The 23,058-nt window shown below is 65.0% G+C and carries 19 protein-coding genes; 7 read left to right on the forward strand and 12 right to left on the reverse strand.

Annotated elements, in window-relative coordinates:
• Positions 1-7 precede the first annotated feature (7 nt).
• The 3 genes from HOY44_RS18060 to HOY44_RS18070 all read right to left on the reverse strand — a co-directional run bounded on the left by HOY44_RS18060 (position 8) and on the right by HOY44_RS18070 (position 3,595).
• A complete protein-coding gene (locus HOY44_RS18060) occupies positions 8-1,240 on the reverse strand; it encodes a multidrug effflux MFS transporter (protein ID WP_287436648.1) in 1,233 nt (410 codons plus the stop codon).
• 82 nt (positions 1,241-1,322) lie between these two features.
• The gene (locus HOY44_RS18065; protein ID WP_008329212.1) at positions 1,323-1,967 is read right to left on the reverse strand and encodes a DsbA family oxidoreductase; all 645 of its coding nucleotides are present in this window, start codon (positions 1,965-1,967) and stop codon (positions 1,323-1,325) included.
• A gap of 80 nt (positions 1,968-2,047) precedes the next feature.
• Positions 2,048-3,595, reverse strand: coding sequence for a class I adenylate-forming enzyme family protein (locus HOY44_RS18070; protein ID WP_287436651.1), 1,548 nt, complete (start codon positions 3,593-3,595; stop codon positions 2,048-2,050).
• A gap of 85 nt (positions 3,596-3,680) precedes the next feature.
• Here HOY44_RS18070 and HOY44_RS18075 point away from each other — a divergent pair, with 85 nt between their 5' ends.
• The 4 genes from HOY44_RS18075 to lpdA all read left to right on the forward strand — a co-directional run bounded on the left by HOY44_RS18075 (position 3,681) and on the right by lpdA (position 7,845).
• Positions 3,681-4,289 (forward strand): helix-turn-helix domain-containing protein, encoded by a 609-nt coding sequence (locus HOY44_RS18075; RefSeq protein ID WP_287436653.1) that lies wholly within the window; start codon positions 3,681-3,683, stop codon positions 4,287-4,289.
• Positions 4,290-4,376: 87 nt separating this feature from the next.
• Complete coding sequence (locus HOY44_RS18080; protein ID WP_040884420.1) at positions 4,377-5,663, forward strand: MFS transporter; 1,287 nt, start codon at positions 4,377-4,379, stop codon at positions 5,661-5,663.
• 74 nt (positions 5,664-5,737) lie between these two features.
• The gene (locus tag HOY44_RS18085; RefSeq protein ID WP_287436656.1) at positions 5,738-6,310 is read left to right on the forward strand and encodes a DUF924 family protein; all 573 of its coding nucleotides are present in this window, start codon (positions 5,738-5,740) and stop codon (positions 6,308-6,310) included.
• A gap of 140 nt (positions 6,311-6,450) precedes the next feature.
• Positions 6,451-7,845, forward strand: a complete 1,395-nt coding sequence (lpdA, locus tag HOY44_RS18090; protein WP_287436658.1) for a dihydrolipoyl dehydrogenase — start codon at positions 6,451-6,453, stop codon at positions 7,843-7,845.
• A 52-nt stretch (positions 7,846-7,897) separates the two neighbouring features.
• Here lpdA and HOY44_RS18095 read toward each other — a convergent pair whose 3' ends face one another.
• The 3 genes from HOY44_RS18095 to HOY44_RS18105 form a co-directional block, all read right to left on the reverse strand.
• Positions 7,898-9,523 (reverse strand): hypothetical protein, encoded by a 1,626-nt coding sequence (locus HOY44_RS18095; RefSeq protein ID WP_287436659.1) that lies wholly within the window; start codon positions 9,521-9,523, stop codon positions 7,898-7,900.
• A 117-nt stretch (positions 9,524-9,640) separates the two neighbouring features.
• The gene (locus HOY44_RS18100) at positions 9,641-10,003 is read right to left on the reverse strand and encodes a rhodanese-like domain-containing protein (RefSeq protein WP_008329202.1); all 363 of its coding nucleotides are present in this window, start codon (positions 10,001-10,003) and stop codon (positions 9,641-9,643) included.
• Positions 10,004-10,079: 76 nt separating this feature from the next.
• A complete protein-coding gene (locus tag HOY44_RS18105; RefSeq protein WP_287436661.1) occupies positions 10,080-12,578 on the reverse strand; it encodes a vWA domain-containing protein in 2,499 nt (832 codons plus the stop codon).
• Between the two features lie 165 nt (positions 12,579-12,743).
• Here HOY44_RS18105 and uvrA point away from each other — a divergent pair, with 165 nt between their 5' ends.
• Both uvrA and HOY44_RS18115 read left to right on the forward strand, forming a co-directional pair.
• On the forward strand, positions 12,744-15,602 hold the full coding sequence (uvrA, locus tag HOY44_RS18110; protein ID WP_287436663.1) for an excinuclease ABC subunit UvrA: 2,859 nt from the start codon (positions 12,744-12,746) through the stop codon (positions 15,600-15,602).
• The gene (locus tag HOY44_RS18115; protein ID WP_287436665.1) at positions 15,599-16,009 is read left to right on the forward strand and encodes an NUDIX hydrolase; all 411 of its coding nucleotides are present in this window, start codon (positions 15,599-15,601) and stop codon (positions 16,007-16,009) included. Before uvrA ends, HOY44_RS18115 begins: the two co-directional genes overlap by 4 nt.
• Positions 16,010-16,143: 134 nt before the next feature.
• On the opposite strand, the gene HOY44_RS18120 is transcribed toward HOY44_RS18115, so the two are convergent.
• The 5 genes from HOY44_RS18120 to gltX form a co-directional block, all read right to left on the reverse strand.
• The gene (locus HOY44_RS18120) at positions 16,144-16,875 is read right to left on the reverse strand and encodes a TspO-related membrane protein (RefSeq protein WP_287436667.1); all 732 of its coding nucleotides are present in this window, start codon (positions 16,873-16,875) and stop codon (positions 16,144-16,146) included.
• An 84-nt stretch (positions 16,876-16,959) separates the two neighbouring features.
• Positions 16,960-17,178: a ribbon-helix-helix domain-containing protein gene (locus HOY44_RS18125; RefSeq protein WP_287436669.1), complete on the reverse strand. Its 219-nt coding sequence runs from the start codon at positions 17,176-17,178 to the stop codon at positions 16,960-16,962.
• Positions 17,171-17,347 carry a DUF4169 family protein gene (locus HOY44_RS18130; protein ID WP_287436671.1) on the reverse strand — a complete coding sequence of 59 codons (177 nt, stop codon included), beginning with the start codon at positions 17,345-17,347 and terminating at the stop codon, positions 17,171-17,173. Before HOY44_RS18130 ends, HOY44_RS18125 begins: the two co-directional genes overlap by 8 nt.
• An 86-nt stretch (positions 17,348-17,433) precedes the next feature.
• Positions 17,434-18,729, reverse strand: coding sequence for a citrate synthase (gene gltA / locus HOY44_RS18135; RefSeq protein ID WP_148912589.1), 1,296 nt, complete (start codon positions 18,727-18,729; stop codon positions 17,434-17,436).
• 41 nt (positions 18,730-18,770) lie between these two features.
• Positions 18,771-20,174, reverse strand: coding sequence for a glutamate--tRNA ligase (gene gltX, locus HOY44_RS18140; protein ID WP_287436674.1), 1,404 nt, complete (start codon positions 20,172-20,174; stop codon positions 18,771-18,773).
• A gap of 83 nt (positions 20,175-20,257) precedes the next feature.
• Between gltX and HOY44_RS18145 the strand changes: the two genes are divergently transcribed.
• On the forward strand, positions 20,258-22,360 hold the full coding sequence (locus HOY44_RS18145; protein ID WP_287437272.1) for a ComEC/Rec2 family competence protein: 2,103 nt from the start codon (positions 20,258-20,260) through the stop codon (positions 22,358-22,360).
• Here HOY44_RS18145 and lexA read toward each other — a convergent pair.
• The gene (lexA, locus tag HOY44_RS18150) at positions 22,354-23,046 is read right to left on the reverse strand and encodes a transcriptional repressor LexA (protein ID WP_008329183.1); all 693 of its coding nucleotides are present in this window, start codon (positions 23,044-23,046) and stop codon (positions 22,354-22,356) included. The two genes, HOY44_RS18145 and lexA, sit on opposite strands and share 7 nt — an antisense overlap.
• Between the last annotated feature and the right edge of the window lie 12 nt (positions 23,047-23,058).

Below are 23,058 nucleotides of genomic sequence, written 5' to 3' on the forward strand. Positions count from 1 at the left end.
GCCCGGGTCAGGCTTTCCGCTCGCGCCCCATGTCGGTCAGCACCAGTGACAGTGCAAGGAACGAGCATCCCACCGCGCCCAGCATGATCGGCCGGGGCGTTCCGTCGAAGGCCTGACCGATGGCGGCGGCGATGGGCATACCCAGACCCATACCAAAGGCCCCGATCACGGCCGAGGCGGTGCCCGCGACATGCGGCAGCGGCTCCATCGCGAGCGCCGTTACATTGCCCAGCGTCAGACCATTGATGAAGAACAGCGAAAGCGTCCAGGCCATGAAGACGCCGATCCGAACCGGATCGCTCGCGGTTTCCAGCCCGCCCAGCGTCCACAAGCCGAACGCAAGTGTGGCAAAGACGGTCTGAGATCCGAAGGCGGCGATGAGCATACGCCGCATTCCGACCCTCATGACCAGCCGGCTGTTGATGAACCCGGCGCCAGCGGACAACAGGGCGATGATCGCGAAGTAGACGGGGAACATGTCGCCCACGCCAAGCGCATCGACCCAAAGCTGCTCGGCCGCACTCAGATAGGCGATGAACTGACCATACATCAGGACCTGCACGGCAAGGTAGCGGCGCGATACGGGCGTCGTCAGAACTTCGCGTGCGGCCGCCAGAATGGGCTTGATCCGAAAGGCGCGGCGGTGCGCGGGATCAAGCGTTTCGGGCTGGCGCAAAAGGAACCAGCCAAGGACGAGCAGCCCGAACAGGACATAGACACCAAACAGGCCCCGCCAGCCCACGAAAAAGATGATCTGCTGCCCCAAGAGGGGCGCGGCCGCCGGGACGACGACGAAGAACATGAATATGAGCGAGGCGATCCGCGCCTGCTCGGCCCCCGAAAAAAGGTCGCGTGTCACGGTCTGGGAGACGATGCGGGCGGCTGCGGCCCCGAACCCCATGAAGAACCGCGACAGAATGAGAAGTTCGAGCGATGGGGCGAACACGCCCGCGATGGCGGCCACCACGTATGTCCCGATCCCGGCTACAAGGGCGCCGCGCCGTCCGATGCTGTCAGCCAAGGGTCCGAACAGCAGCATCCCGGCCGCGCCACCGAGCAGGAAGATACTCACGAGGTATTGCGTGCGCGACTTGTCGTCACGCGCCATCTCGGCGGCGATATCGGTCATGGCGGGCAACATGGAATCCGTCGTGAACGCCATGAGGGACATCAGACCCGCGAGGATCGCGACAAGTTCCAGCGTGCCGATACGTTTGGTGGGGGCAGAGGTGTAGGACATGTGCCTTCGGAATTTGTGTGCTATCGGCATATATCCGCGCGCGCGCGAATGCCAGCCCCGCCGATGCACGCGCGTTGTGCGCTTACGCCGTGCCCTGAACCTGCGCCGCGATTTCGTCGATCACCTTGAGCCACAGATCGGTGGGCTGCGCCCCCGGCACGACATGCTGGTTCGCGATCACGAAGGTCGGCACCGCGTTCACGCCTTTTTCCCGAGCGTCGATGTCGCGCGCCCGGATGTCGTCCGCATCGGCGCCGCTTTCCAGAAGCCGCAGGATCATCTCACGATCCATCTCCGCACCCTCGGCAATGTCGGCCAGAACGCCGTGGTCGCCGATGTCGCGCCCTTCGACGAAATAGGCCTTGAACAGCCGTGACACGATCGCGGTCTGCCGCTGTTCCAGCCCGGCCCAATGGATCAGACGGTGCGCGTCCAGCGTGTTGGGCTGATGGGCGATCGCGTCGAAATTGATGTTCAGCCCGCTCGCCTCGGCCTCACGGACCACCGGCATATAGGCTTGAACAGCGCCCTCCTTGCCCCCGAACTTGGCCTCGAGATAGGCGCGCCGGTCCATCCCGCCCGCCGGCATGTCGGGATTGAGCATGAACGGATGCCATTCGATGTCGAACGGATGGTTCGGGCGCTGTTCGAGCGCCCGGTCGAGCCGCGCCTTGCCGATGTAGCACCACGGGCAGACCGGGTCGGAGAAGATGTAAAGTTTCAGCATGTACGACTCCTACGCCGCTCGCGCCCGATTGTCACCTGCACGGGCGGCCCGGCTTTTGTGGTCCCGAAAAACCGGACGCATCAGCCTTTGCGACCGATGGCCCCGAACTCTCCCGCCTCGGCCTGTGCTCTCAAAGCGCGCCTGAGCAGCTTGTTGTTCGCGCCCTTGGGAAGTGCATCGACGGCGATGAACACCCGTGGGCATTTGTAATGGGCAAGGGTGTCGCGGGCATGGGCCTTAAGTGCCGCGTCATCCGGCGCGGCCCCCGGTTCCGGCACGTAAAAGCAGGCGATCACCTTGGCCGTGGCCGAGACCGAAAGCTCGACCGCCGCCGCCTCGTGCACGTCGGGATAGAGGACCATGGCGCTTTCGACCTCGACCGGAGAGACGCGGAAACCGCCCGCGTTCATCATGTCGTCGTCGCGCCCGAGATACCGGATCGCGCCGTCTTCCGTCATAAGGACCGAATCCCCGGTGAGAAACCACTCACCCTGATAACGCGCGCGGGTCTCGTCCTCGGCACCCACGTAGCCCAGCATCAGACCCGGATCGTCCCGGTGGATCGCCAGCACGCCCGGCACGTCACGGGCCACCGGCCCATCGGCGCCCAGAACCGCGACCCTGCGGCCCGGCTGCGGGTAGCCCAGGCATCCCTCCGGCGCGGGCCGGGTGGGGGCGCCGGAGACGAAGGTGGAGCATTCCGACATCCCGAACGCTTCGTGAAGCGTGGTGCCGGTCGCCGCCTCCCACGCCGCGCGGATCGGGTCGGCGAGCTTCTCGCCCGCCGTCAGACCGTGGCGCAGGTCCGGCGCGTCCGGCATCTCGCCGCGCAGCATCTGCCGATAGACCCCCGGCGCGGCGGCGAAGATCGTCACCCGTTCCGCCGCGATGAGGTCGGGCAGGGCTTTCGAGTTCGTGCCCGGTGCGGGGATCAGCGCCGTCGCGCCGCGCGACCACGGGTCCATCAGCCCGGTGCCCAGCGTATAGGTCCAGTTGAACGCGCCTGCATGCATCAGCCGGTCCTCCGGCGTCAGACCATACCAACCCTCCCACATCATCCGCCGCGCCCAGATCGCGCGATGGGCGTGCAGCACGGCGCGCGGTTTGCCGGAAGTGCCGGAGGTGAAAATCGCATAGGCCGGGCGGTTCGGGTCGCCCATCGCGAACGCGGCCTCTGGACCCGTGGCAAGGTCGTGAAGCGCCGCCTCCGTCAGGACCGGGCAGGGCAGGGGATCGGGCAGGGCCACCCCCGCACCCGCCACGATCAAAGCGGGGTCGATCTGCGCGGCCATCCCCGTGATCTCGCGGGCCGTCAGTTGCGACGAGGTCGGGACCGGAACCAGCCCGGCGGCGACGGCACCGAGAAAGGCCAAGGGAAATTCCACGGTGTTTCCCAGACGCAGCAGCACCCGGTCGCCCGGAACCAGCCCCTGCGCGAGAAGGCCGCCCGCGATGGCGCGCACCGCGCGGGTCAGACGGGCATAGGTCCAGTCGTCGCGGGCTTCGCCCAGAACCGACAGCGCCAGCTTGTCGGGCGTCCCGGACCCGCCGGACAAAACATAGGCCGCCATGTTGAAGGCGTCGGGCGGCGGCGGAAGGTCGGGCTGTGAATGGTAGATCGCGTCCATGCGCACAGCTATGTCAGCCCGCAGGCCAGTTGCAATAGCCTGACCTTCCGGCATAAAACGGCGCATGGCCGAAAACGACCCAACCATGCCCAGCCTGATCCGCCTCGCCCGCGAAAGCGGCGGGTCCGCGCCCGATCCGCAACCGCTGGATCTGGGCGAACGGGTGCGCGACCTGCGCAAGTCGCGCGGCTGGACGCTGGAACAGGCCGCCAATCAGGCGGGGCTCGCACGCTCGACCCTGTCCAAGATCGAGAACGGCCAGATGTCGCCCACCTTCGAGGCGCTCAAGAAACTGGCGGTGGGGCTTGAGATCTCGGTGCCCCAGCTTTTCACCCCGCCGCAGGACGCGCGGGTGTCCGGCCGGATGACGGTGACCAAGACCGGCGAGGGGCAGGCGCATCCGACCGCCACGTACGAGCACGAATTGCTCGCCGGTGCCCTGACCAAGAAGGCGATGCTGCCCTACCGCGCCCGTGTGCGCGCCCGCAGCTTCGATGAATTCGACGGATGGGTGCGCCACGACGGCGAAGAATTTCTTTACGTCCTCACGGGTGAAATCCGCCTGATTACGGAATTCTACGAGCCGGTCGACATGCGGCGCGGCGACAGCGCCTATTACGACGCCTCCATGGGTCACAACGTCATTTCGATCTCGCCGGAGGATGCCCTGATCCTCTGGGTCACGTCGCTCTGACGCGAAACGCCGCCGAAGGGTCGCGCAAGGCTCGCACCCCAGCGTGATGGCTGTTAGTCGGGGGGCACCACCGGCAAGGAGCGTGCGATGATTCAGGTTCTATCCAGTTCTTGGGCCCTGCTATTGGGCATCATGTTCCTGATGGTCGGCAACGGCATTCAGGGCACGCTCCTGGGTATTCGCGGCGGGCTCGAAGGGTTTTCGACCTTCGAGATGTCCGTGGTGATGTCGAGCTACTTCGCAGGCTTCCTGTTCGGGTCGCGGGCCGCCCCCGAACTGATCCGCCGCGTGGGCCATGTCCGCGTCTTCGCGGCGCTATGCAGTTTCATTTCCGCCGTGCTCATCCTTTATCCAACGCTGACCAACCCGATCGCGTGGTCGCTTCTGCGGCTGTTCATCGGGTTCTGCTTCTCGGGCGTCTACGTCACGGCGGAAAGCTGGCTCAACAATCAGGCGACGAACGAGACGCGGGGCCAGTCGCTTGCCCTCTATCTCATCGTGCAGATGATCGGGGTCATTGCCGCGCAGGGCCTTGTCGTGCTGGGCGATCCCTCCGGCTTCGTGCTGTTCATCCTGCCCTCGGTGCTGGTGTCGATCTCGTTCGCGCCGATCCTTCTGTCGATCTCGCCGACACCGGCCTTCGACACCGCCCGGCGCATGACCCTGCGCGAGCTTTTCAACAACTCGCCGCTCGGCGTCATGGGGATGCTGCTGGTCGGCGGCGCCTATGCGGCCATGTTCGGCATGGCGGCGGTCTATGGCACCGAAGCGGGGCTGACGGTCGAGCAGCTCTCGCTGTTCGTCGCGATGTTCTATGTCGGCGGCATGGTCCTGCAATATCCCATCGGGTTCATTTCGGATCGGGTCGACCGCCGGCTGCTTATCATCATCACGGCGGGCGTGGCCGTGGCGGCATCTGTCGCGGGATACCTGTTCCCGGTCTATGCCATCCTGCTGGTCGCGGCGTTCTTCATCGGCGGGATGCTCGGCCCGCTCTATGCGCTCCTCATCGCGCATACGAACGATTTTCTGGACCACGAGGATATGTCGGCGGCCTCGGCCGGGCTGATGTTCGTCAACGGCGTCGGCGCGATTGCCGGGCCGCTCGCGGTCGGGTGGATCATGGGGCCGATGGGGGCCGAGGGCTTTTTCTTCGTCATCGGCTTCCTTCTGGCGCTCGTCGTCCTCTACGGCCTCTGGCGCACGACCCGTCGCCCGTCGGCTTCGGTGGACTCGACCGTCAGCTATGCGGCCCTGTCGCCGCAGGCGTCGCCCGTCGCGATGGAGGTGGCGCAGGAATTCTATGCGGACGCCGTCGAGGAAGCTGCGGAGGCAAGCGAAGATGCCACACATGCAGAAAGCGACATGCGTTGAGCCTAAGTCCCCTTGTCCGAACGTAAAAACTTTGTAACGTCGGGCTAGGGACAGGCGAGGGCGAGGAGGGTGTCATGGCCAACCCCGAGGACATACTCAGCTTCTGGCTGGATGAGATCGGCCCGAAAGGCTGGTACGAGGGAACGGACGATCTGGACGCCCTTGTGGTCGAGCGGTTCGGCGATGCTTGGCGTGAGGCGACGCGGGGCGCATATTCGCTCTGGCTGACCTATCCCAGCGGCACGCTCGCCTACATCATCCTGCTCGACCAGTTTCCGCGCAACATGTTCCGGGGGTCGGGCAAGGCGTTTTCGACCGACAAGGTGGCGCTTGCGGCGGCGAAATGCGCCATCGACAAGAATTGGGACATGAAGATCGACGAACCGGCGCGTCAGTTCTTTTACATGCCGCTCATGCATTCCGAGAACCTGATCGATCAGGATCGCTGCGTGCGGCTGATGCTGACGCGGATGCCCGAGACCGGGGCCGGGAACCTCCTTCATGCCAAGGTCCACCGCGAAGTCATCCGCCGCTTCGGGCGGTTCCCGTATCGCAACGACGCTCTCGCGCGCACGACGACCGGGGCCGAGGCGGCCTTCGTCGAGCAGGGCGGCTACGGCGCCATGCTGCGCGAAATGTCCGCCTGACCCAACTCACCGAATCGTCTAGACTATACGGGTCCGCCGGTTTCGCTGGCGGACCTTGTTTTTGCTTGGTTTTCTGTGGCGATTGATCGTCCTGCAGAAATAGTTTAAGGGTAAACTACTTTTTCGCGAGGGAGATATCGATGGCTGAGACCAGCTTTGACGTGATCGTGGTCGGCTCCGGTCCGGGGGGCTACGTGGCCGCGATCCGGGCGGCGCAACTGGGCCTGAAGGTCGCGGTGGTGGAGCGTGAGCATCTGGGCGGTATCTGCCTCAACTGGGGCTGCATTCCGACCAAGGCGCTTCTGCGGTCGGCCGAGGTCTATCACCTCATGCACCGGGCCAAGGATTTCGGCCTGTCGGTCGAAAAGGCGGGCTATGATCTGGACGCGGTCGTCCAGCGGTCGCGGGGCGTGGCCAAGCAGCTTTCCGGCGGCGTGGCGCACCTTCTCAAGAAGAACAAGGTGACGGTCGTCATGGGCGAGGGGTCGATCCCCGCCAAGGGCAAGGTCGCGGTCAAGACCGACAAGGGGACCGAGACGCTGACGGCGAAGAACATCATCCTCGCCACGGGCGCGCGGGCGCGCACCCTGCCGGGGCTCGAAGCTGACGGGGATCTGGTCTGGACCTACAAGCACGCGCTCCAGCCCCCTCGGATGCCGAAGAAGCTTCTGGTCATCGGGTCGGGGGCCATCGGCATCGAATTCGCGAGTTTCTTCAACACGCTCGGGGCCGACACGACCGTGGTCGAGGTCATGGACCGCGTGCTGCCGGTCGAGGATGCCGAGATTTCGGCCTTCGCCAAGAAGCAGTTCGAAAAGCAGGGCATGAAGATCCGCGAGAAATCGGCGGTGACCAAGCTGGACCGCGGTAAGGGCAAGGTCACGGCCCATATCGAGAAGGGCGGCAAGACCGAGACGGAAGAGTTCGACACGGTCATTTCCGCGGTCGGGATCGTCGGCAATGTCGAAGGTCTCGGGCTCGACGAACTTGGGGTCAAGGTCGACCGCACCCATGTCGTAACCGACGAATACTGCCGCACCGGCGTGGACGGGCTTTATGCCATCGGCGACATCGCGGGCGCGCCGTGGCTGGCGCACAAGGCCAGCCACGAGGGCGTCATGGTCGCCGAACTGATTGCGGGCCAGCACGCGCATCCGGTGAAGCCGGAAAGCATCGCGGGCTGCACCTATTGCAACCCGCAGGTGGCAAGCGTCGGCTACACCGAAGCCAAGGCGAAAGACCTGGGCTACGACGTGAAGGTCGGCAAGTTTCCCTTCATCGGCAACGGCAAGGCCATCGCGCTGGGTGAACCGGAGGGGATGATTAAGACGGTGTTCGACGCCAAGACCGGCGAATTGCTGGGCGCGCATATGGTCGGGGCCGAAGTGACCGAGCTCATCCAGGGCTACGTGGTCGGGCGCCAGCTTGAAACCACGGAAGAGGATCTGATGGCGACCGTCTTCCCGCATCCGACCCTGAGCGAAATGATGCACGAATCGGTGCTCGACGCCTACGGCCGGGCGATCCACTTCTGATCCGGGCCGGATCGGCGATGCAGGCGGGGGCGGCGACGCCCCCGTTCGCGTTTCAGGGCTTTGCGTAGCGCAGCATCTCGGCCCCGCGCTGCACCTCTTCGATGGCGTCGTTCAGAGTCTGGAGCGCATGGGTCATCGATTCGCGCATGAGCGTCGCGGCTCGGACATCTTCCGGATCGGGTCCGCCGGGCAGGGCCTGATCCCCCGCCACCACGGCCTTCGCCAGCGCGCGAAACGCCTCGTCCATGCGTGACAACATTCGGTTGATGTCGCGGGCCAGCCCGCCAAGGTGTGTCGCCTCATAAACCTCGTCGATCCGGTAGTTGAAAATGCCGTTCTCAAGGTTCTCGATCACCGTCCCGATGGCGTCGCGCAGGTTCTGAAGGTCTTCCTGCTCGTCGGCCCGCAGCCGTTCCAACGCCGCGCGCTTGGTCGTGTATTCCGCACGTTCGGCCACCATGCGGGCGTGCTCGCGCAGCATGTCGTCGCGTTCGAGGGACAGGCCGCGCAGATCCTCGGACTTGCGGATGTTGTCCACCAACGCCTCGCGAAACCGGCGCGACGCGCGGGCGATGCGCCCGATCTCGGTGTCGCTCGCGTAGGCGGACAGGTCGACATGGGTTTCGCCCGCCGCAAGGGCGCCCAGACCCTGCGCGATGGCGGCGGCGGGGCGAACGACGATGCGTTCGATCACGTAGTGAAGACCAAGGCTGAAGCCGATCACGCCCAGACAGACGACGAGCGCCATCGCGATGGCCCCTTGTTTCAGCAGCGCCATCTGCGCGTGCAGATCGGCCAGACAGGCGCGGTATTCCAACTGGATCTGCTTGCCGAGCGTGATGAATGCGGCATAGGCGGCATCCTTGGTCACACCGACGGCGGCGTCGAGTTCGGCGGCGGTCGCGCCTGCCGCGATCATCTCGGCGGCAATGTCCAGATTGACGCGGAAATCGACGATGACCCCGGCCAGATCGTCGAGCGCGGCGGCTTCCGTCTCGTTCACCCCGAAGGAGCGATAGGCCTCGAGTGCGAGGAGTGCCCTGTCGATGGCCGCGCGCGCTTGGGTCTCGTAGTCCGGCGACTTGCGCAGCACGTAGTTCTTGAAGTGATGGATCATGCCGTCGTAGCCGAGCGCGCGGCGCAACTCGAACAGCACTTTCCACTTGGTGCTTTCACCGTCCTCGATCACCGCCTGGCGCAGATTGTCCAGCGCGGCGGCGGCGTGGCTGTCATCGACGCGGACCACCCGGTCGATGGCTTCGACCTGATCGTCCATCGCCCGGATCCTGCGCACCACTTCGATCTGAGCGGCATAGTCTTCGACCATCGCGCGGACCGCTTCGATGTCCGCCTCATGCGCGGCGCCGAGCTGCCGTTCCAGTTTGTCGAGGTTCGACAGGATCGCCCCGGTGCTTTGGTCGAAGACCCGAATCTCTTCGCCGCCGCGCAAGAGGTGGTTCTTGAAGGCATGGATCATGCCGCCGAAGCCGAGGTTTCCGACGATCTCGTTCATCGCGATCACGTTCGGGTCGGACTGCCGTTCGACCATGTCGATCTGGCGGTCCAACTGGCCGACGAGTGTGTACAGGCCGAGAGAGGCGGCGGCGAACGCCACCGCGCAAACGAAACAGACGACCGAAGTCAGGTTGGAAAAGGCTTTGAGTGTGAGAGGTTTCATGGTCACGCGCGTCCGTCGAAAAAGTCAACGCCGTGATGCTCGGACCAAGGGATTAAGAAAAAGCGGACGATCCCGGTGTGGAATCGTCCGCCTTTGTTTCAATTTCGAACGGACGGGTCAGGCCCGCACGATCTTGCCGCCCGCCATCTGCCAGTGACCAAGGCCGCCGATGTTCGACACGTCGAATCCGAAGGACGAGAACACCTGAGCCGCCATCGACGAGCGGGCGCCCGAGGCGCAGTACACCGCCACCGGCTTGTTCGTATCAAGCGCCGGATTGAAATCCGGGCTGCGCGGGTCGGCCTGCATCCGGATGACCGCGAGCGGGATATGAACCGCGCCCTCGGCCTTGCCGGTCATGGCAAGCTCGTTGTGGTCGCGCACGTCGACCAGGGTGATTTCGCCGGCGGCGGCCTTTTCGACCGCGTCTTTTGGCGACAGGCTGGGCATGGAGCGCCCTCCGAACATGGCTTTCAGCATTGGAACACATCCTTCATTCGCGTTTGACGACGAATATATTCCATAAAATGAATACGTCAAGGGTCTCCGATGCGCGTCACGGAACGGTGAAGGGGGTAGTGGCCAGGATGCGGTCGGTCGTCCCGTCCAGAATATAGCGCAACTCATAGGTGCCCGAGGCTTCGGGAACGTCCAGAACCGCCGGATTGCCATTCGAAGTGTAGGCATAATCCTCATAGGTGCTCAGATTCGACTCCGGGGTCGCGATCGCCACGTAGTCGCGGCGATGACCGGGGCCGTCCCACGTCACCTCGATCTTGTCACCGACGAGGGCACCGCCAAGCGTGGCCGTCACTTCGCTCACCGTGATCGGTGTGCGGGTCAGCACCTTGGCCGGTCGCCCGGCCTGAACGTATTGCAGTTCATAGGTGCCGGCCACGGACGGAAGCTGGATGTCGAGCGGGCTGCCTTCCTGCGCATAGGTGTAGGTGATGTAATCCCCGGCGTCCGACCCGGTCTCGGCCACGGTCAGATAGTCGCCCTTGGTGGCCGGGCCTTCCCACGTGACCGAGATGTCGCTGCCTGCGGGGGCCGACGCAGCGGCCGACAGGGTGGCCGTCGCCGCCTCGACCGAAATCGGCGTGCTTCCCAAAATCTTGCTGCCCTGACTGGCGATATAGCGGATTTCGTAATCGCCCGCGTCGGTCGGCATGAGGATGTCGAGCGGGCTGCCTTCGTTCGTATAGGTGTAGGTGACGTAATCGCCGCCATCCGCGCCGACCTTCGCCACGGCAAGGTAGTCCGACTTGTAGTCGGGGCCGGTCCACTCCACAGACACTTCCGAGCCGCCGAGGGCCGAGGGCGGGGCGGTGATCGACGCGCCGACGGCGGTCAGGGTGATCGGTTCGGAATGCAGCACCGACTGGTCCTGCCCAAGGAAATACCGGATCTCGTAGTCGCCCGGCTCGATCGGTGCCTTCACCACCAGCGGGTTGCCCGCGTTGGTGTAGGTATAGGTCAGGTAGGGCCGTTCATCGCGCCCCACGCGCCCGATCCCGATATAGTCGTTCTTGGCGTCCGGCCCGGTCCAGGCGATCTCGACATCCGCGCCTGCGACCGCTTCGTCCGGGCCGTCGAGCGTGACCATCGTCTCGCTGACCTCGAACGGCTCCGACCGGCCCGCGACGTGACGCGAAGCCGACAGGACATAGCGAAGTTCGTATGTGCCGGGTTCGGTCGGCATCGGGACCGCAAGCGGATTACCGTCTCGGGTGTAGGCATAGGTTTCGTAATACCCGTCGCCCTGATCCAGCGCGGCGACGGTCAGGTAGTCGCCCCTGTAATCCGGGCCGACCCATTCGATCTCGGGTCGCATCCCCACCGCCGCCTCGTCCGGCGCGGTGATCTGGATGTCGAGCGGCATCACTTCGATGGCCGTCCGGGCGAGCACATCGCCGCCCCTGCCAAGAATGTATCGGATTTCGGCGGGGCCGGCGACGGGCGGCATCCGCACCATGACGACACCATCCTCGGCATTCCGGGTGTAATCGTAGGCGTCGTAGTACCCGTCATCCTTGTCGGCGGTGGCCGAGGCGACGTAATCGCCCTCGGCGTCCGGCCCGGTGAAACTCACCGGCACGAGCGACCCGGCGGGCGCCGAGGCGGGGGCTTCGACGGTCGCGTCCGGCAGGGGTTCCACATACGCGGGCAGGGCGATGGTGATGACCATGTCGCCGCCTCCGGTGGTGAAGCTGGCGGTTCCGGTGGCCTCGTCCGACAGGCGCAGCACCTCGGCGGTGCCCGCCGTTCCGGCCGCCATGCCATAGCTCAGGCTGTCGTCCTCGACCTTGTTGGCATAGACCTGCTCACCCCCTTCGATGGTCCAGACCAGACCTTCGGGAATGATCGGCCCGTTCTCGCCATCGGTCGCGCGGAAGGTGATCGTGTGGATGACGGGTTCCGGCTCCGGCTCGGGTTCCGCGATGGCGACCTCTTCCAGCGCACCGGACAATTCGCTCGCGTTCGAGGCCGCGCGATACATGCCGCCCGTCTCTTCGGCCAGACACTGAAGCTGGGCCTGCGCTTCAGGTTCGGTCACGTCGAAACCGATGACATGGGCGGTGAAGCCGACGCCGGTTTCCTCAAGTTGGCGGCCGAGCGCGCAGGGGTCGAAATCGCAGGTCTCGATCCCGTCGGAGACGAGGATCACGGTCGCGGCTTCCTCGGTGTATTTCAGGGTTTCGGCGGCTTGCAGAACGGCGGCGGAGAGCGGTGTTTTGCCCTTTGGATTCAACCCGCTGACCGCATCCGCAATGGCTTGGCGATCGGTGCCGGGTTCATAAAGTAGTTCGATGTCGCCGCAGTCGCCCTTGGTCCGGTGCCCATAGGCGACCAGCCCCAGCGCCTGATCTTCGGGAAGCGTGCCAAGAAGGTCGCCCACGACCTCCCGCGCGATGACGATCTTGTTCACCCCTTCGATCTGGCCCCACATGGACCACGAGGCGTCGAGCACCAGGATGGCCGACGGACGGTCCTGTGCCGTGGCCGCGAGCGTCGTCGCGAGAAAAAGCAAAGCGGTAAAAATGGCGCGCAACATGACGTCCCCCGGAAATGATCTTTTGAATTACCGGAAGCGTAGCCCATAGGCGGGTGTTTGCGAAGAATGGATTTGAGAGCGAAAGTTCACACTTCGTTCTCATTTTCCGTTTGCGCCTGTGTCTGATTGCCTTATCTAATGGGCCTGTCCCTCCCGAGGTGTGAAATGCCCGAACAGAAGTTCATCGAAGTGCGCGGTGCGCGCGAGCATAATCTCAAGTCCATCGACGTGGATATTCCGCGCGACGAGCTGGTGGTCATCACCGGCCTGTCGGGGTCCGGCAAGTCGTCGCTCGCCTTTGATACGATCTATGCCGAAGGGCAGCGCCGTTACGTCGAGTCGCTGTCAGCCTATGCGCGCCAGTTCCTCGACATGATGGAAAAGCCGGACGTGGATCATATCTCGGGCCTCAGCCCCGCGATTTCCATCGAGCAGAAGACGACGTCGAAGAACCCGCGCTCCACCGTCGGCACCGTGACCGAGATCTACGACTACATGCGCCTGCTCTATGCGCGTGCCGGGACGCCGTTTTCGCCCGCGACCGGGCTGCCCATCGAGGCGCAGCAGGTGCAGGACATGGTCGACCGGATCATGGAGATGGAAGAGGGCACGCGCGCCTATCTGCTCGCCCCCATCGTGCGCGACCGCAAGGGCGAATATCGAAAGGAATTTCAAGAGCTTCGCAAGCAGGGTTTCCAGCGCGTCAAGGTGAACGGCGCCTTCTACGAGTTGGAGGAACCCCCGGTTCTGGACAAGAAGTTCCGCCACAACATCGACGTGGTGGTCGACCGGATCGTCGTGCGCGAGGGGCTGGAAACGCGGCTGGCGGATAGCTTGCGCACCGCGCTCGACCTCGCCGACGGGATCGCCATTCTGGAGACCGCGCCGAAAGAGGGCGAGCCGGAGCGTCAGACGTTTTCCGAGAACTTCGCCTGTCCGGTGTCGGGCTTCACCATCCCCGAAATCGAGCCGCGCCTGTTTTCCTTCAACGCGCCCTTCGGGGCCTGTCCGACCTGCGACGGTCTGGGGCAGGAGCTGTTCTTCGACGAACGCCTCGTGGTGCCGGATGCCGCGCTCAAGGTCTATGACGGGGCCATCGCCCCGTGGCGCAAGGGCAAGTCGCCCTATTTCCGGCAAACCATCGAATCCATCGCACGCCACTATGAATTCGACATGGCGACGCCGTGGAAAGACCTTCCGGCCCATGTCCAGCAGGTGTTCCTGCACGGCTCGGGGGAAGAAGAGATCAAGTTCCGCTTCGACGAGGGCGGCCGGGTCTATGAGGTGACGCGCCCCTTCGAAGGCGTGATCCCGAACATGGAACGGCGCTACCGCGAGACGGATTCGAACTGGGTGCGCGAGGAATTCGAGCGCTATCAGAACAACCGCCCCTGCGGCGACTGCGGCGGCTATCGCCTGCGGGAAGAGGCGCTGGCGGTCAAAATCGCCGGGCTTCACGTGGGGCAGGTGGTCGAGATGTCGATCAAGGAAGCCTACGACTGGTGCCAGACGGTGCCCGAGCACCTGACCAAGCAGAAGAACGAGATCGCGCGCGCCATCCTGAAGGAAATCCGGGAGCGGCTGGGCTTTCTGAACAACGTGGGCCTCGAATACCTGACCCTCAGCCGCAACTCCGGCACGCTGTCGGGCGGCGAGAGCCAGCGCATCCGGTTGGCCAGTCAGATCGGCTCGGGTCTGACGGGGGTGCTCTACGTGCTCGACGAGCCTTCCATCGGCCTGCACCAGCGCGACAACGGGCGGCTTCTGACCACGCTCAAGAACCTGCGCGATCAGGGGAATACCGTGATCGTCGTGGAGCATGACGAGGAAGCGATCCGCGAGGCGGATTACGTCTTCGACATCGGCCCGGGCGCGGGCGTGCATGGCGGTCAGGTCGTGTCCAAGGGGACGCCCGGCCAGATCGCCGCCGACACCGCTTCGCTCACCGGTCAATACCTCGCCGGAACGCGCGAAATCGGTGTCCCGGCGGAACGGCGGAAGGGGAACGGCAAGTCTGTGACGGTGGTCAAGGCCACGGGCAACAACCTGCAAGAGGTGACGGCGGAATTTCCGCTAGGCAAATTCGTCTGCGTGACCGGCGTGTCGGGCGGCGGCAAGTCGACCCTGACCATCGAAACGCTGTTCAAGACCGCCTCGATGCGCCTGAACGGCGCGCGCCAGACGCCCGCGCCCTGCGAGACGATCAAGGGGCTAGAGCACCTCGACAAGGTGATCGACATCGACCAGCGTCCTATCGGGCGCACCCCGCGTTCGAACCCCGCGACCTATACGGGCGCCTTCACCCCGATCCGCGACTGGTTCGCCGGGCTGCCGGAGGCCAAGGCGCGCGGCTACAAGCCGGGGCGGTTTTCGTTCAACGTCAAAGGCGGGCGCTGCGAGGCGTGTCAGGGGGACGGTGTCATCAAGATCGAGATGCACTTCCTCCCCGATGTCTATGTCGAGTGCGAGACCTGCAAGGGCAAGCGATACAACCGCGAAACGCTGGAAATTCAGTTCAAAGGCAAGAGCATAGCCGACGTTCTTGATATGACGGTCGAGGAAGGGCAGGAGTTCTTCAAGGCCGTGCCGACCATCCGCGAAAAGATGGACGCGCTGATGCGCGTGGGTCTTGGCTATATCAAGGTCGGTCAACAGGCGACGACGCTTTCGGGGGGCGAGGCGCAGCGGGTGAAGCTGTCGAAAGAGCTGTCGAAACGGTCCACGGGCCGCACGCTTTACATCCTCGACGAACCGACGACGGGCCTGCATTTCGAGGACGTGAAGAAGCTGCTCGAAGTGCTGCACGAACTGGTCGATCAGGGAAACAGCGTGGTCGTGATCGAGCACAACCTCGACGTCGTGAAAACGGCGGACTGGATTCTCGACATCGGGCCGGAGGGCGGTGACGGCGGCGGCACTCTGGTGGCGACCGGCACACCCGAAGACGTGGCGGCGGTCGAAGCGTCGCACACCGGGCATTTCCTCAAGGACATGCTGAACCCGAAACGCACGGCGGCGGAATGACGGCCACGCAGGCTGCGCTTGCCGTGGTCCTGCGGGAAGAGCGTGTGCTGCTGGTGCGCAGGGCCAATCCGCCGGACGCGGGCCTCTGGGGCTACCCGGGCGGCAAGGTCGAGCCGGGCGAAACGGTGGAGCAGGCTGCGGTGCGGGAACTGCGAGAAGAAACCGGCGTGCGGGCCGAGGCCGGAGCGGTGCTCGTCACGCTGGAGGTTAAGGGCGAGGGGTTCCATTATGCGCTGCACGCGGTCGCTTGCCGTTACGTTTCAGGGCGGCCCTCTGCGGCCGACGACGTCACCGATGCGGACTGGGTCTCTTTCCCCGATGTTCAGGCGGGTGTGCGGCCGATGAGCCGGGATGTGGGCCGGGTTCTGGAGATGGCTCTGAAAAGGCTCGGTTCACCTCTTTCTTAACAATCGAGAATTTATGCGTTTCGCATCAGTGGCTTGAGGCTACCAGAATACTAGGATTCTAGTATCTTGGAATACTGGTGCCGTGCCGGCGGGATCCCGTATCCGCCGCGCCCCACCGGAACTGGCCCGCCACGTCAAGCGGCGGCATCGACCCTGTGCCGCGCGCGCCCGACGATGGACCGGACGAGGGCCACGGCCAGCACCACGACGCCCACGGCCGCGGCCCCGACCACGATCCAGACATCGCCCCAGTTCTTGACCGCGATGGCGAAGATCGCCCAGATCACGCTCAGGAAATACACCCATTCGTGGCGGCGGCCTGCGTGGATGAATAGGGCCACGCCCAGTGCCATCGCGATACAGACGAGCGCCCAGCCGACCTCGCCTAGCACGATACCGAACCCCGCGCCGGTCAGCCCGAGCGACGCGAACGAAGCCGCCGTAAGCCAGCCGGCGTAGAACGCGACCGGAGCGGCAGCCCACCAGCGGTCGCGGTCCGGCGCGCGGTGCATCGCGATGGCGGCGGAGATCAGCATGGTGAAAAGCAGGATCGTCGCCCAGATCGGGGACACCATCGCGACGGGCAGCCAGATCGCCCCGATCACCAGCGAGACGAGCAGGGGCAGGCGCATCGGGTCCCAATCCGCTACGTCATGGCGTTTCAGCAGGCCGAACCCGGTCGAGGCCACGAGCCACAGGTAGATCGGCCCCCAGATCGCGAAGGCATATCCGGCGGGCTGGACCGGCGGATCGACCTGCGGATTGGGGTAAAGGTTCGGATCGAACCCGCCGAATCCCGGCACGAGAAACGGGCCGAGCGCAAAGGCAACGGCCGCGACGAAGAGAAGGATGGATTTGGCACGCATGGCTGACACCTCGTTTTGTCGAGGTAACGTGCCGGAGAGCTTTCCGGTTCACTTTTCGGCGCCTACGCGATGCCGCACTCAGGGTCAGCCGCGGTAGTGGCGCAGCACGTAAATCCGGATCGCGGATGCCAGACCCGAGGACAGGCCGCGCGCCTCGTCGATCTCGGCGGTCAGCTCGTTCACGCCTTTGCCCTCGGCCTCGGCAATCTCGCGAAACGCATCCCAGAAGTCGTCCTCGAGCGAGATCGAGGTCCGATGCCCGCGCAGGGTCACCGAATGCTTGCGGGGGCGGGCGTCAGTCATCCTTGCGGTGCCGGTCCAGTTCCCGCCGCGCCTTGTCCGCTTCGGCCTGTTCCAACGCTTTCTGCGCCTTGGTGCGCCCGAATTTCGCGGCGTTCGCGTCGCCGCTCGCCCGTTTTTCGGCGCGAGCCTTTTGCTTTCGGATCTGGTTGAGGTTGGTGACCTTAGACATGCGCCAATTCTGACTGTCTGAATGAATGCCCGCAACGAAAAAGGCCGCCCGGTCGGGGCGGCCTTTGGTAATCTGTGAGAACCGGATCAGCGGTTCTCGACGTCCACGTAGTCGCGCAGCGTCTCGCCGGTGTAAAGCTGACGCGGGCGGCCGATCTTGTGGCCCGGCTCCGCAAGCATCTCTTTCCACTGGGAAATCCAGCCGACGGTCCGCGACAGGGCGAAAATCGGGGTGAACATCGAGGTCGGGAAACCCATCGCTTCCAGAATGATGCCGGAGTAGAAATCGACGTTCGGGAACAGCTTCTTGTCCGCGAAATACGGGTCTTCCAGCGCCTGCCTCTCCAGTTCCTTGGCGACCTGAAGCACCGGGTTGTCCTCGATCCCCAGCAGGTCGAGCACTTCGTCCGCCGACTGTTTCATCACCTTCGCACGCGGGTCGAAGTTCTTGTAGACGCGGTGGCCGAAGCCCATCAGGCGGAAGGGGTCGTTCTTGTCCTTCGCGCGCGCGATGAATTCCGGGATGCGGTCGACCGAGCCGATTTCCTTGAGCATCTCAAGACAGGCCTGGTTCGCGCCGCCATGCGCCGGACCCCAGAGGCAGGCGATACCGGCGGCGATACAGGCAAACGGGTTGGCGCCCGACGAACCGGCCAGACGCACGGTCGAGGTCGAGGCGTTCTGCTCGTGATCGGCATGCAGGGTGAAGATCCGGTCCATCGCACGGCTCAGGATCGGGTTCACCTCATAGGTCTCGGCCGGCACCGAGAAGCACATGTGAAGGAAGTTCGACGCGTAATCGAGGTCGTTGCGCGGATACACGAAGGGCTGGCCGATGGTGTATTTATAGGCCATCGCCGCGATGGTCGGCATCTTCGCGATCATGCGGATCGACGCGACTTCGCGTTGCCACGGATCGGCGATATCGGTCGAGTCGTGGTAGAAGGCCGACATCGCGCCGACCACACCCACCATGATCGCCATCGGGTGCGCGTCGCGGCGGAAGCCCGAATAGAACTTGGCCATCTGCTCGTGCAGCATGGTGTGGCGCGTTACGCGGAATTCAAAGTCTTCGATTTCGGCGGCGGTTGGCAGGTGGCCGTAGAGCAGCAGGAAGCAGACTTCGAGGTAATGCGATTTCTCGGCCAGTTGGTCGATCGGGTAACCCCGGTGCAGAAGCTCACCTTTTTCGCCGTCGATGAAGGTGATCGCGCTTTCGCAGGCCCCGGTCGAGGTATAGCCGGGATCGAAGGTGAAGACGCCGCCCTGCGCATAGAGCTTGGTGATGTCGAGCACGTCCGGCCCTGCGGTTGGCGAGTAGATCGGCAGATCCAACTCCTTGTCGCCGAATGTCAGCTTCGCCGTTCCTGTCTGGTTCGCCATTCCGATATCCCTTCGTTGGGGCCCGCCGGGCGGCAGGCTGGTTACTGGCTGGCCTCGTTGAGCCGGGCGATGGTTTCGTCACGCCCGAGGACCAGCATCATGTCAAACACGCTCGGGCTCGCTGCGCGCCCGGCGAGGGCGGCCCTGAGGGGCGCTGCCAGCTTGCCGAACTTGATGCCGTGGGCCTCTGCCAATGCGTTGAGAATAGTCTCCAATTCTTCGCGGTTCCAGCTAACAGTTTGCAGCTGCGGCGTCAATTCCGTCAGTATACCACGGGATACATCGTCAAGCGCGGCCTGCGCTTTCTCATCCCGTTCGATGGGCCGGGAAGTGAGAATGAATCGCGCTTTTTCAATCAGTTGCGGCAGGGTCTTGGCGCCGGTGCGAACGAAATCGAGCGCCGCGCGCAGGCCTTCGACCTGCGCATCCGTCAGCTTTTCCTGGGACGTCGCGTCAAGATAATCCTGCACCTGCAAAATAAGTTCGTCGGCCCCGGCCATGGCGATGTGCTGGCCCGAGACATGGTCGAGTTTCTTGAAGTCGAGACGCGCGGCCCCCTTGCCGATCCCGTCGAGGTCGAACCACTCTTTCGCTTGTGCATCGGTGAACACCTCGTCGTCGCCATGCGACCAGCCGAGACGGACGAGGTAGTTGCGCATGGCCGAGGCCGGGTAACCCATTTCCCGGTATTCCTCGACCCCCGCCGCGCCGTGCCGCTTGGACAGTTTCTTGCCGTCCGGGCCGTGGATCAGGGGAATATGCGCAAAGACCGGCACGTCCCATCCCATCGCGTCGTAGATCATCTTCTGCCGCGCCGCGTTGTTGAGGTGGTCGTCGCCCCGGATCACGTGAGTCACGCCCATGTCGTGATCGTCCACGACGACGGCGAGCATGTAGGTGGGCGAGCCGTCCGACCGCAGGCAGACCATGTCGTCGAGTTGGTCGTTTCGGAAGGTGACGTCGCCCTGAACCCGGTCCTCGATCACGGTCGCCCCGTCGCGGGGGGCCTTCACCCGCACGACGTAGGGCGCGTCCGGGTGCGTCGACGCATCGGCATCGCGCCACGGCGACTGAAAGAGCGTCGATTTGCCCTCGGCCCGCGCGGCTTCGCGGAACGCCTCGATCTCGTCCTGAGTCGAAAAGCATTTATAGGCCGTTCCCGCCGCCAGCATCGCCTCGGCCACCTCGACGTGGCGCGGCGCGCGCTCATACTGGCTGATCGCCTCGCCGTCGTAGTCGAGGCCGAGCCATGCCATCGCGTCATAGATCTTGGCCGTCGCCTCGGCTGTCGAGCGTTCGCGGTCCGTATCCTCGATCCGCAGCAGGAACTTGCCGCCGCGACCCCGCGCGTAAAGCCAGTTGAACAGGGCCGTGCGCGCGCCACCGATATGAAGGTATCCGGTCGGCGACGGGGCGAAACGGGTGACGACGGGGGTGTTGGACATCGGGTGTTAACCTTTTGGAAACCATCTCGGGCGTAGCGTCGGGGGAGGGATAGACGGGACGCGGCGGGAGAACAAGTGTGCCCATGGCAAGCGCGATCTCGGAACGGCTCGAGCGTCTACGCGGACGGTTGATCCTGTTCGCGCCGATCTTTCTGGGCATCGGGATCGGCGTCTATTTCCTTCTGCGCACGGAACCGGGTGTCATCGGCTGGGCGGTCGTCGCCGGGCTGGCGGTCGGCGCGGCCATGGCGGGCTGGTTGATCGGGCGCAGCGCCCTGCCGGGGTTCGGCCTGCCGTTCCTTGCCGCGGCGGCCGTGATGACGGGCCTGATGCTGGCCGGGGGGCGCACGGCCATGGTGGCGGCCCCGGTGCTCGATTTCCGCTACTACGGCCCGGTCGAGGGGCGCATCGTCGTGATCGACCGAAGCCAGTCCGACGCGGTGCGCCTGACGTTGGATCAGGTCCGGCTTGACGATGTGGCGCCGTGGAAGGTGCCGGACCGCGTTCGCGTGTCCCTGCATGGGCAACAGGGGTTCGTCGATCCCATGCCGGGGATGCGGATCGCCGTCACGTCGCACCTGTCCGGCCCCGAAGGGCCGGTCGAGCCGGGCGGGTTCGACTTCCGGCGCATGGCGTGGTTCAGGTCCATCGGCGCGGTCGGCTATACGACCAAACCGGCCCTCGCCCTCGCGCCACCGGAACGGGCTTTGCCGATCCACCGGCTCCGGTCCGCGATTTCGGCGGCGGTTCAGGCTGAAATTCCGGGCGAGGCCGGAGCCTTCGCCGCCGCCATCACCACCGGCGACCGGTCCGCAATGGGGCAGGAGACGGTCCAGGCGTTGCGCGCATCGAACCTTGCGCATCTGTTGGCGATTTCCGGGCTGCACATGGGGCTGCTCGTCGGTTTCGTCTTCGGCACATTGCGGCTTGGCCTTGCCCTGACACCGGGCGTCGGCGTGTCGATGGACGTGCGCAAGGTGGCCGCAGTCGTGGCGCTGGCCGCCGGAGCGTTCTACCTCGCCATGTCGGGCGGGGCCGTGTCTACCTCGCGTGCCTTCGTCATGGTGGCGGTCATGCTGGTCGCGATTCTCGTCGGGCGGCGGGCGCTGACCTTGCGCGCGGTGGCGGTCGCGGCCCTCATCCTGCTGATCCTGAAACCGGAATCACTGGTCGAGGCCGGGTTTCAGATGTCTTTCGCGGCGACGACCGCGCTCGTGTTCGTGTTCGGGGCGTTGCGCGACGTGCAGCGCGGCAAGCTCCCGAAATGGGCCCGACCCGTGTTCGCGGTCGTGCTCTCGTCCCTCGTGGCGGGGCTGGCCACTGCGCCGTTCTCGGCCGCGATCTTCAACCGCGTGGCGCATTACGGGTTGATCGCCAACGTGGTGTCGGTGCCTGTGATGGGCATGCTCGTCATGCCGCTCGCGGTCCTCGCGGCCCTGCTGGCACCATTGGGGTTGAGCTGGATCGCGCTGGACCTGATGCGCTGGCCGATAGAATGGATTCTCTGGGTCGCTAAGAAGGTGGCCGCGCTCGACGGTGCGGTGGGCCACGTGATCGCGCCGGCCGATGCCGTGATGCCCATGATCGCGCTCGGCGGTCTGGCGGTGATCCTGCTGCGCGGCGCGGGGCGGGCGGCTGGCGCGGTCGCGGTCGTCGCGGCGCTGGCCCTGTGGACGCAGGCGACGCGCCCCGATGTGCTGATTTCGCCATCCGGCAGCCTGATCGGGGCGATGACCGCCGAAGGACGCGCGTTGACCAAGGCGCGGGGCGAGGGGTTCGCGGCCCGATCCTGGCTGGAAAACGACGGAGATTCCACGGATCAGGAAGGTGCGGCGGCCCGCATGGCGCAGGCGACCGATCCTCAGTTCGACCTGCCCGGACTGACTTTGAGACTGGTCAGCGGTCGTGGCGCGGCGGACCGGCTTGAGGGGGCCTGCGCGTCCGAGGCGCTGGTGATTTTCGCCGCCAAGCCGCTGGAGCGTTACCCCGAGGGGTGCAATATGCTCGACCGCGCGGCGCTGGCGCGCACGGGCGCTCTGGCGATCAGAATGACCGCTGACGGTCCGCGCGTCACATCGGTCGCTCAGGTGTCGGGCAACCGGCCCTGGACCCGTGCGGACCAGACGAAAACGCGGCGGACCCAGCCCGCCGCGTCCGATCTGCCGCTTCTGATCGCGCGTCAGTAGGTGCGGATCAATCCGACCAGCTTGCCCTGAACCTTGATCTGGCCCTGAGGCAGGATGCGGGTCTCGAACGCCGGGTTCGCGGCCTCGAGCGCGATCATGTCGCCCGCCCGGCGGAAGCGTTTCAGCGTCGCCTCGTAGCCATCGACCTGTGCCACGACGATGTCGCCGTTGTCGGCATGCGACGTCTCACGAATGATGACCACGTCGCCGGAGTTGATGCCCGCGTTTATCATCGAGTCGCCCTTGACCTCGAGCGCGTAGTGCTTGCCGTTGCCGACCATCGCGCCGGGGACCGAGACGTGGCTCTGCCCGTCCTCGATGGCCTCGATCGGCGTGCCCGCTGCGATCCGACCCAGAAGCGGCAGGTCCATCGCGCTGCCTTCAAGCGGCATGGCCTGCGCCGGGCGGCTGTCGGGCCTGTCGCCGTCGATCACGCGCGGTTCGAACCCGGCCTTGCCGGAGGGGTCGAGCGCATCGGGAAGCCGCGTCACTTCGATCGCGCGGGCCCGGTGGGCGAGGCGGCGGATGTAACCGCGTTCCTCCAGCGCCGTGATAAGGCGATGAATGCCGGATTTGGAGCGAAGCTGAAGCGCCTCTTTCATCTCGTCGAAACTGGGCGGCACGCCGTCCCGTTGAATGCGCTTGTGAATGAATTCCAGCAGGTCCAATTGCTTTTTCGTCAGCATCGTTCGCCCTCC

This window comes from Maritimibacter sp., assembly GCF_016774595.1.
Lineage (GTDB): Bacteria > Pseudomonadota > Alphaproteobacteria > Rhodobacterales > Rhodobacteraceae > Maritimibacter > Maritimibacter alkaliphilus.